Consider the following 9,308-nt stretch of genomic DNA (forward strand, 5'->3'; position numbering starts at 1 on the left):
GCCGATCTACGCGCGCACCGCGGCCTACGGCCACTTCGGCCGCGACGCCGAGGCCGACGGCGGCTTCGCCTGGGAGAAGACCGACCTCGTCAACGACCTCCGCACCTCGTTCTTCTGATTGCGTTCTTCTGAACGCCGATGTGCGACGGCCGCGCCGGAGATGCTCCGGCGCGGCCGTCGGCACAACGGGGGTTGGTCTGTTTCGGTTTATTTGAAGACGACGGTCTTGCTGCCGTTGAGCAGGACGCGGTGTTCGACGTGGTAGCGGACGGCGCGGGCCAGGACGATGTTCTCGATGTCGCGCCCGATGGCGACGAGGTCGTCGGGCGTCATGGTGTGGTCGACGCGCTCGGCCTCCTGCTCGATGATCGGGCCTTCGTCGAGGTTGGCGGTCACGTAGTGGGCCGTGGCGCCGATCAGCTTGACGCCGCGGGCGTGGGCCTGGTGGTAAGGCTTGGCGCCCTTGAAGCTGGGCAGGAAGGAGTGGTGGATGTTGATGATCCGCCCGGCCATCCGCTCGCACAGCGCCGGGGACAGCACCTGCATGTAGCGGGCGAGCACCACCAGGTCGACCTTCTCCTCCTCCACGATCTCCAGCAGGCGGGCTTCCTGCTGGGCCTTGGACTCGCCGGTCACCGGCAGGCAATGGAACGGGATGTTGTGCCAGGCCGCGAGTTGGTAGAAGTCGCGGTGATTGGACACGATGGCCGGGATTTCGATCGGCAGGTAGCCGGTGCGGTAGCGGTACAGCAGGTCGTTCAGGCAGTGCCCGAATTTCGAGACCATGATCAGCACGCGCGGCCGCCGGGCGGCGTCGTGCAGCGTCCAGGTCATGGAAAAGCGCTCGGCCACCCGCTCGGCGAAGGCCGCCTCGATCGCCGCCTGCGCGGGGCCGCCGGGGGCCGCGGCGAAATGCACGCGCAGGAAGAACAGGCCCGAGATGCGGTCGCCGTACTGCGCGCTGTCGATGATGTTGCACGACCGTTCGGCCAGGAACCCCGACACCGCGAAGACGATGCCCACCGTGTCGGGACACGAAATGGTCAGGATGTATTCGGAGCCGGTCTCGGACATGTGCGCCTACCGTTGCGGGCCGCCAAGGAAGGGCCAATCCCCTATCACGAACCCCGCCCCGATGCATCCGGCTTTCCGGTCAGCCAGCTTTCCGTCTGGAGAGGGACCAGGGTCGGGCTCGACGGGCCCCGAGCGCTGAACGAGCGCTGAAACGAAAACAGGCCGCGCCAGGAGCGCAGCCCGTTTTTCGGTCGTGGTCTCGTCGGGCAGCGGCGCCGGAGTGGCGGCCGACGGCCCAAGCCGGTGTTCAGTGAGTGTTCAGTGAGTCAGGGCGCTGTAGACGATGTGGACCGGGGTCGCCTTGAACCAGGCGGTCAGGAACGCGCGAACCACCTGGACGGCGTGCGGGGAAGCATGGGTGGAACCGGTGTGGGAGAGCGTCGTGGTCGTCATGGTGTTTCCTCCATCGGGCTGATGGAAAGACTGTACACTGGTATACCAAATACCAGATACGCAAACACCTCAAGGCAGGCCAGCAATAAAATTACAGCCGGACGGATGGTTGGTATTTGCACATGTTTGGCAAGCGAACAGAGTGTGTGCGTCTGGCCATGGGCTCGGCCGCCTCTGGCTTGGGCCGGACAACACACGCGAGGGGAACGTCAGGCGGCCACGACTTCAAGCGGCCACGACGATGGGCGTGGCGAAGGTGACGTAGGTGTCGCGCTGCTCGCGCAGGCTGGCCAGCAGGTCGTTCAGGCTGTCGCGAGCAAAGCTGTTCGAGGTCTCTTCCAGCTTCGCTTGCGTGATGGCAATGAAGTCATCCAGAACGCTCAGATGAGTCGTGGCAGCTTCAAGCACATCGCCAGGGAAGGTGGCCGTATTCATGATTGAGAACTCCTGATTTCCTCGTGTTTGGTGATCCTATTCAGCCACTCAGCCAGTTAACGAGGTGTTAAGATCGCCGTTTGGGCCTATGGCACTTGGTAATTACCTCGATAGCATTACTCTGATCATGTCGCGGGGGTTCCGAGTCACGCAACACGGCGTCGCGGTGAGCGCGGCGACAGCGGGCCGGAAAAGAAAAAGGCCGCTGCCAGAGCGGCGCGGCCTCGAAGTCTCAGGGAGGAGAACCAAGGATGACTTGGTGATGAGGATTTTGCGTCGAGACGATTAAGCGAACATGAAGATCGCCCGTGTACGGGCGGCATACCTCATTTTCGCAATACTGTGCGGCGGTGCGGCTTTTGGGTGCCACTCCGGCTTCAAGACCGAACAAAACAGCGGGATGTCTTCACGTTGCCGGCCGGTCAGCGGTCGGCCTTCGGCATCACGAGACCGAACCGCTCGGCGCGGTCGAGCAGCGCTTTGACCGAGGACGCCGACCAGGTTGTGCCACGCCGCGGCGTGCGGATGCGCATCTCCTCCAGGCGCGCGGCGATGGCGCGCAGGCTGATGGTCGGGTCGGCGCCCTTGATGCCGGCGACGATCAGCAGAAGGTCGTCCTTGGGCGGCTTGCGCGGGGCCGGCGCGATCAGGTCCGGTTCGGCCAAGCCTTCCGCCACCAAGCGGTGGACCGCCCGCGACAGCCGGTCGGCGGTCCACGGCCGGTCGGGCGAACCGAGCCGACCGAGCGCCTTGGCCACCTTACTCCAGGAGTTCCCCGGGCGCAGGGCGCGCACCTTGGGCAGCCAAGCCTCCATGGTCGCCAAGAGGTCGGCCACATACTGCCGGTCGCGGATGGCGGCGAGCTGGCGAATGGCCTCGGGATCGCGCCGCTTGAGGGCGGGGTTGCCCCCCACCCGCCCGCGCGCCTTGGCCGCCCGCAATCCGGCCTTGGTGCGCTCGCGGATCAGCGCGCGCTCCAGTTCCGCCGCAGCCCCCAGCACCTGGAGGGCGAACTTGCCCTGCGGCGTGGAGGTGTCGATTGGATCGCGCAACGACTTGAAGTGGGCGCCAACCGCCTCCAGCCCCTCGATCACGTCGAGCAGGTGGGAGAGCGAACGGGCCAGGCGGTCGATGCGCGCCACCACCAGGATGTCGCCACGCTTCACCCGGGCGATGGCCTTGGCCAGCTCCGGCCGCGTCCGGCTGCCGCCCGACGCCTTCTCCTCGAAGATCACCGCACAGCCGGCGGCCTTCAGCTCGTCGAGCTGGCTGAAGGTGGCCTGATCCTCGGTGGACACGCGCGCGTAGCCGATCAGGGCCAAGGCCGGCTCCCAAAAGAAGGGTGAAACCGCCCCACTGTACAGTTTAGTAAGTTATGAGAAAACGATTGTTTGACCGCCTGTACAGACCGTTTGAATAGGCCGGCGCGCGCGCCGGCGATGCCTGCGGGACAGACGAGGGGCGATCATGGGATCGGTGGGAGTCCGGTCATGAAGCCGGAAGATGGGCTGAAACGGCCGAAAGCCGCGGGAGGCCGCTCATGAAGCGGGAGCGACAGCCGGGCTCCCCGGGGCGCAGGCGTCCGGCGACAAAACACCAGGGACATTGCCCCGCGTATGAGCGGAAAATGGGTTGTAACCGCCTCTCTCGGAAGCGTTCCGCAAAAACACTATCATGTCTTTGTTGGTCAATGGGTTGACGGTCCGTGTCGGGCGCGGACAGCCCCTCCGTCGCCGACCTTCACGCAGGTCTATCGGGCCACAACGGCAGCCTTTGGATTTCGCCTTTGCAAGGTCTATGGCTGCTCAGGACAAACCCGCAAAGTTCTGCTGATCCATTGCAGGCAGCCACCCGTCTCCCGGAACTTTGCTCACAACACATTGATCAATATATAGGCGATCAGCCATGGCGCGATTCCGCCTGCTAAAAATATCAAGAAACGGATGCGGATGGGAAATTTATCTGTATTTCTTTTCTCTCTTGTGCTTTTTCCAAATACGATGTTTTGCTCTCTTTCAGGGGCGTATTGGCTCATCGTTTCCTCGTATGCATTGCGAGTTTCTTATGTGTCCTGGCAAGCCAAGCAAGAAAATGGACAGAGCGTAATGCTGGACGTTCCTGTGAAGAAGAATTCAGCTCACTATCGCTTGCGTGCTTTGATTCAGGATATTTGCTGCGCGGGATCGTTCTTTCGTTCGAGGCCATGCGCAACAGGAGGGCACGCAGGGCGATAATGTCACGCAATTCGAAACAATTTTTCGGATAATTGGGATGCGCCTCTGCGAAAATGGCGAACTCCAACCGTAGGGCGTTTTGAGCAATCGAAGAATGGCCGCGTTGCTCGATGAACCTGAGCGCGCGGGCGCCCGGCAATCCGCGTTTCAATGATGTTTGTGGCCGATGATGTTTGTGGCCAATGATGTTGGTGGACGCCGCGGCGTACCGCGAAAGAGAAAAATACCCCTTCGGACCATCGCCCCTCGCCATCACACCTCCTTTGGAAACTCAAAGTGGGGTGGAGCGATGCTCCACAAGGCAGCCTGTCATATCCTGATCCGTTCAGTACAGCCGAAATCATAGAGCCGAAGAGTTTGCTGTTCAAAAACATGCGATATCTGGCAGGTCTGGTTCCGTGCGGATGTTGGGGTATTTCTTCTTAGAACATTGCGGAATTTGACCTGGGAAACTCATGTGTTGGTGTGTCGAGCGCTTTGCCGTGTACGCGAACGATGCGACCGGGCGCCCCTGCGGATACCAACATATTCAAGGAGTCATTCCCTTGACCCAATTCATCATCGCGGACGCCGGGCTTGAGGATCTCGATAGCCTGGTCGGCCCTCAGCGCCCCGGCTTCCACACGGTGCGCGTTTCCCCCACCGACGATGCCCACGCCATCCTGGCCGCGGTGCTGGCCGAGCGGCCGGTGGCCGTGCATCTGGTCGCCCATGGCGAGCCGGGGCGGGTCTGGCTGGGCGCCCGGCCGCTGGACGCGACGTCGCTCCTCGACCGCGCCTGGCCGGACGCGCCGGGCACCGAGATCCACATCCACGCCTGCCGCGCCGCCGCCGGCGAGGCCGGGCAGCGCTTCGTGGCGCGGCTGGCCGCCGCCACCGGCGCGCGGGTCGCCGCGGCGACGCGCCCGCTCGGCCACGCCGACCTGGGCGGCGTGTGGGAGCTGGACGTCGCGACCGGCCCGATCCAGGCCGCCTCCCCCTTCGCCGGGCAGCAGGCCTGGCCGCACCTGCTGACCACGGTTGCCTCCGGCACCCCGACCGCCGGCAACGACACGCTGATCGCCGACGACACCGGCAACCGCATCGACGGTCTGGCGGGCGACGACTCCCTGGTCGGCGGGCTTGGCGAGGACACGCTGATCGGCGGCCCCGGCAACGACACGCTGATCGGCAACGAGGGCAACGACACGCTGAACGGCGGCCCGGGCGCCGACCTGCTGGACGGCGGCAACAACTTTGACGTCGCCACCTACGAGGACGCCACCGCGGGCATCGTGCTCGACCTGCGCAACCCAGGCAACAGCACCGGCGAGGCCGCGGGCGACACCTTCATCAGCATCGAGCGCTGGGTCGGCACCAACTACGACGACCGGCTCGTCGCCGGCGACAGCCCCGTCTGGTTCTGGGGCCACGCCGGCAACGACGTCGAGATCGGCGGGGCCGGCGACGACACGCTGGAGAGCGGCGACGGCAACGACAGCGTCTACGGCGGCGGCGGCAACGACCAGATCTTCGGCCGCGCCGACAACGACATGCTGTACGGCGAGGACGGCAACGACCTGATCGTCGGCGGCGGCGGCCTGGACTACATGGACGGCGGGGCCGGCAACGACACGCTGGTCGGCGACTGGGACGCCGACACGATGATCGGCGGCGACGGCGACGACACCTTCTATTCCGGCGAGCATGGCACCTACGCCGAGGCCGACGTCATTTATGGCGGCAACGGCGACGACACCTTCGTGGTCGCCAACTCGCTGGACGCGGGCACGGTGTCCTTCGACGGCGGGGCCGGCACCGACACGCTGCGCATCACCTCCGACAACATCGTCGGTCCGGAAGGCCAGGTCACCACGGCGACGCCGCAGATCGACATCTCCGGCATGACCCTGACCAGCGTGGAGCGGCTGGATCTGGTCGGCAGCGCCCGCCACACGGTGACGATGACCGCCGCCCAGGCGAACGGCTTCACCAGCGGCATCACCGGGGCCGCCGTCGGCGACGTGTTCACGATCGCCGGCACGGCGCTCGGCGCCGGGCAGGTCCAGGCGGAGACGGTGAACGGCGTCACCCTGCTGCACCTCGGCACCGACGCCACGTTGCGCTTCGCCGGCAGCTTCTCGGCCGACCAGTTCCAGGTCAGCGGCAGCAGCATCACGCTGGTGAGCGCGCAGCCGACCAGCTATCCGCCGCCGGACAATCCGCCGATGGACCAGCCGCCCCCGACCGCGCCGACGGACAACCGTCCTTGGGTCGCCATGCAGCGCATCGTGGACGGGGTGCAGGAGGACGTGAAGGCCTACGCCTACGACGGGCCGGTCACGACCCTGCAGTGGACCTTCATGGGCGACGGCCGCAACGAGGTGGTGGGCGGTTCGGACGGCAACGACTTCATCAACCTGCTGGGCGGCAACGACGCCGTCGCCGGTGGGGCGGGCGACGACGTGCTGGACGGCGGTTCCGGCTCCAACTGGCTGATCGGCGGCAGCGGGGTGGACACCTACTTCGTGGACGGCCGCAACCCCGAGGTCACCTGGTCGACCGTCGTCGATCTGGAAAAGGGCGAGTGGGCGACGATGTGGGGCTACAAGGCCGGCGTGTCGAAGCTCAGCTGGGAAGAGATGGGTGGCGCCGACGGCTACAAGGGCGCCACGGTCCATTGCGACATCGACGGCAACGGCAGCATCGACGCCAGCATGACCTTCACCGGCAAGTCGGTCGGCGCCATGACCACCACCACCGGCACCATCGGTGACCAGAGCTACATCGCCTTCATCACGCTCAAGTGAGCGTGTGGGCCTTCATCACGCTCAAGTGAGCCTGAGATAAGCGCGAAGGGCGGTTACCCCGCCCCGAACGCCTCCGTTTTCCCCGGCCGGAAGCCTTGGATTCCAAACCGGGGATGCGCATCGGGCCGGCGTGCTTTGGCGCGGAGGCGGGGGTGGTTGGGGGGGGGTCGGGGGGGGCGCGTCGTCCTGTCTTCCTTGGACGCCGGGCCGATGTCGCTCGGGGGGGCGCTCGGGGCGACCGATGTTGATGCACATGTTACGACCGTCAACCTTGACCGATTCGGGCGCCCAGCGTATCGGTTGAACACGGCAAGCGCATTCGCTGTGGAGGTTGACGTGCGTGGCGAAGACATGAGGCTCCTGCGCGAGGAGCGTAAACTTTCACAGCCCGATTTCGCGGCCTGGCTGAACGACCGGCTGGAGCGGCGCTACGACCGTTCGAAGATTTCCCGGTGGGAAAGCAACAGCGAGAAGATCCCCGACGCGGTCGTCCGCTTCCTGCTGAAGGAGACGGCCATCGTGGACGGCAAGCACGGCCCGGCGCTCGTCGTCTGCCTCGCCAACCAGAAGGGCGGCGTCGGCAAGACCACCTGCACGGTGAACACCGCCAGCATCCTGGCCCGCGAAGGCTACCGCGTCCTCATCATCGACGCCGACCCGCAGGCCAACGCCACCGCCCACCTCGGCATCGACCTGATCGAGTATGAGGAGGGGCGGCGCAAGTCGCTCGCCCACGTGCTGCGCGAGGAGGTCGCCATCGAGGACATCGTGGTCCCCGTCGGCGACACGGGGCTGGAGATCGCCCCCTCCAGCATCGAGCTCGCCTCCGTCGAGGTGGAGTTGACCGCCGACGCGAGCGGCCCGATGGCGCTGCGCGAGCGGTTGCAGGACGCCCGGCTGCTCTACGACTTCATCTTCATCGACTGCCCGCCGAACCTGGGCCAGTGCACGGCCAACGGGCTGGTGGCGTCGGACGTCATCGTCATCCCCTGCCAGACCGAATATCTGTCGTCCATCGGCGTGAACCACCTGCTGAAGACGATCAACAGGCTGAAGCGCCGCTGCCACCCCAGCCTGGCGGTGCTGGGCATCCTGCCGACCATGCACAACGCCCGCCTGAACCAGCACCAGGTGACGCTGGAGCAGCTGCACACCGCACTGGGCAGCACGTTGCGCATCTTCCCGCCGGTGCCGCGCGCGACGATCTACGGCGACGCGGCGCTTGCCGGCCGCGCCGCGCTTGAGGCGGTGCCGGACGCGCCGGGGGCCGCCTCCTACCGGGCGCTCGCCGACGCCATCGCCGTGGAGCGCCGCAAGCGCGTGGAGGTGGCGAATGTCGCGTAAGCTCGGGACCGGGAACCTCGCCCGGCTGAACGCCATGAGCCGCGGCGCGCTTGCCGTCTTCGCCGAGCCGGAGCAGGGCGTCCGCATGGTCTATCCGGACGTGGACTGGATCGAGGCCAACCCCGACCAGCCGCGCCGCCGCTTCGACCCGGCGGAGCTGGAGGCGCTGACGGAGTCCATCCGCAAGTACGGCCTGCAGCAGCCCATCGGCGTGCGGGAGCTGGGGCCGAGCCGCTTCCAGCTCGTCTTCGGGGAACGGCGCCTGCGCGCGGTCCGGGCGCTCGGCCAGCAGACTGTGCCCTGCATCCTGGTTCCCGACGGGATCGACACGGCCGAAATCGCGGTCGTGGAGAATGTGCTGCGCGCCGACCTGACGCCCTTCGAAGAGGCGGACGCCTTCGTGGCGCTCGTCGAGCGACACGGCTACTCCCACGCCGACCTTGGGCAGATCATGGGCCGCGACCGGGCGGAGATCACCAAGACCATCGCGCTGACCAAAGTCTCCGCCGAGGTGCGGGAGCGGTACGAGGCGTCGTCCAAGAAGATCGCGCGCTACAAGCTCTACCAGATCGCCGCCATCGACGACCCCGCCGGGCAGCGGCGCCTGTGGGAAGCGATGGTCGACGAGCAGCCCCTGCCCGCCCCGCGCCCGGACGCGGCTGACGGTGGCGCGGCGGACGGCAGAACTCCAACCCCACGCGACGAGCCCGAGGTGGTGCTGAGCGCCTTCAGCCTGCGCGTCTCCCGCAACATCCTGCGCACGCGCGAAGCCCTGCAGGCCTTCCAGGAAAAGCCGAAGCGGCTGGAGGACGTGGACCGCGAGGTCCTGCACGACCTGCGCAGCGCCATCGACGCCATTCTCGACAGCGAGCCCGCGTGACGGAGAGCGGTGAGAATTCTCACCGCTGTTCTTTCCACGACATAACGGTGAGAATTCTCACCGAACTCCGATGCTCAAAAGGAAGGCTTCGCAGGTTGGGTTGAGCGCCAGCGAAACCCAACATGGTCGCCGCGTGGGGCACGTTGGGTTTCGCTGGCG

Annotated in this window: 9 protein-coding genes; 3 read left to right on the top strand and 6 right to left on the bottom strand. The window is 66.0% G+C overall.

Annotated features, from left to right (window positions below):
- Window positions 1-207: 207 nt before the first annotated feature.
- The 6 genes from purU to ACSVC7_RS32240 all read right to left on the bottom strand — a co-directional run bounded on the left by purU (window position 208) and on the right by ACSVC7_RS32240 (window position 4,389).
- A complete protein-coding gene (gene purU / locus ACSVC7_RS32215) occupies window positions 208-1,074 on the bottom strand; it encodes a formyltetrahydrofolate deformylase (protein WP_448207946.1) in 867 nt (288 codons plus the stop codon).
- Window positions 1,075-1,332: 258 nt separating this feature from the next.
- The gene (locus tag ACSVC7_RS32220; RefSeq protein ID WP_448207947.1) at window positions 1,333-1,467 is read right to left on the bottom strand and encodes a hypothetical protein; all 135 of its coding nucleotides are present in this window, start codon (window positions 1,465-1,467) and stop codon (window positions 1,333-1,335) included.
- A 225-nt stretch (window positions 1,468-1,692) separates the two neighbouring features.
- Complete coding sequence (locus ACSVC7_RS32225) at window positions 1,693-1,902, bottom strand: hypothetical protein (protein WP_448207948.1); 210 nt, start codon at window positions 1,900-1,902, stop codon at window positions 1,693-1,695.
- Between the two features lie 422 nt (window positions 1,903-2,324).
- Window positions 2,325-3,224, bottom strand: a complete 900-nt coding sequence (locus ACSVC7_RS32230) for a recombinase family protein (RefSeq protein ID WP_448207949.1) — start codon at window positions 3,222-3,224, stop codon at window positions 2,325-2,327.
- A gap of 548 nt (window positions 3,225-3,772) precedes the next feature.
- Complete coding sequence (locus ACSVC7_RS32235) at window positions 3,773-3,937, bottom strand: hypothetical protein (RefSeq protein WP_448207950.1); 165 nt, start codon at window positions 3,935-3,937, stop codon at window positions 3,773-3,775.
- Complete coding sequence (locus tag ACSVC7_RS32240; protein WP_448207951.1) at window positions 3,934-4,389, bottom strand: hypothetical protein; 456 nt, start codon at window positions 4,387-4,389, stop codon at window positions 3,934-3,936. Before ACSVC7_RS32240 ends, ACSVC7_RS32235 begins: the two co-directional genes overlap by 4 nt.
- 292 nt (window positions 4,390-4,681) lie before the next feature.
- Between ACSVC7_RS32240 and ACSVC7_RS32245 the strand changes: the two genes are divergently transcribed.
- From ACSVC7_RS32245 to ACSVC7_RS32255, 3 genes are all read left to right on the top strand, one after another.
- Entirely contained in the window at window positions 4,682-6,925 is a 2,244-nt protein-coding gene (locus tag ACSVC7_RS32245; protein WP_448207952.1) for a DUF4347 domain-containing protein, read from the top strand.
- A 351-nt stretch (window positions 6,926-7,276) separates the two neighbouring features.
- Window positions 7,277-8,269 carry an AAA family ATPase gene (locus tag ACSVC7_RS32250; RefSeq protein WP_448207953.1) on the top strand — a complete coding sequence of 331 codons (993 nt, stop codon included), beginning with the start codon at window positions 7,277-7,279 and terminating at the stop codon, window positions 8,267-8,269.
- Window positions 8,259-9,149: a ParB/RepB/Spo0J family partition protein gene (locus ACSVC7_RS32255; RefSeq protein WP_448207954.1), complete on the top strand. Its 891-nt coding sequence runs from the start codon at window positions 8,259-8,261 to the stop codon at window positions 9,147-9,149. The genes ACSVC7_RS32250 and ACSVC7_RS32255 overlap by 11 nt, the downstream gene beginning before the upstream one ends.
- Window positions 9,150-9,308 lie beyond the last annotated feature (159 nt).

Source organism: Azospirillum mesophilum, assembly GCF_053470405.2.

What these genes read in the sequence shown, in the direction of transcription:
- ACSVC7_RS32220 (WP_448207947.1), bottom strand. Translation starts at nt 1,467, where the DNA reads ATGACGACCACGACGCTCTCCCACACCGGTTCCACCCATGCTTCCCCG.
- ACSVC7_RS32225 (WP_448207948.1), bottom strand. Translation starts at nt 1,902, where the DNA reads ATGAATACGGCCACCTTCCCTGGCGATGTGCTTGAAGCTGCCACGACT.
- purU (WP_448207946.1), bottom strand. Translation starts at nt 1,074, where the DNA reads ATGTCCGAGACCGGCTCCGAATACATCCTGACCATTTCGTGTCCCGAC.
- ACSVC7_RS32235 (WP_448207950.1), bottom strand. Translation starts at nt 3,937, where the DNA reads ATGAGCCAATACGCCCCTGAAAGAGAGCAAAACATCGTATTTGGAAAA.
- ACSVC7_RS32240 (WP_448207951.1), bottom strand. Translation starts at nt 4,389, where the DNA reads ATGGCGAGGGGCGATGGTCCGAAGGGGTATTTTTCTCTTTCGCGGTAC.
- ACSVC7_RS32255 (WP_448207954.1), top strand. Translation starts at nt 8,259, where the DNA reads ATGTCGCGTAAGCTCGGGACCGGGAACCTCGCCCGGCTGAACGCCATG.
- ACSVC7_RS32250 (WP_448207953.1), top strand. Translation starts at nt 7,277, where the DNA reads ATGAGGCTCCTGCGCGAGGAGCGTAAACTTTCACAGCCCGATTTCGCG.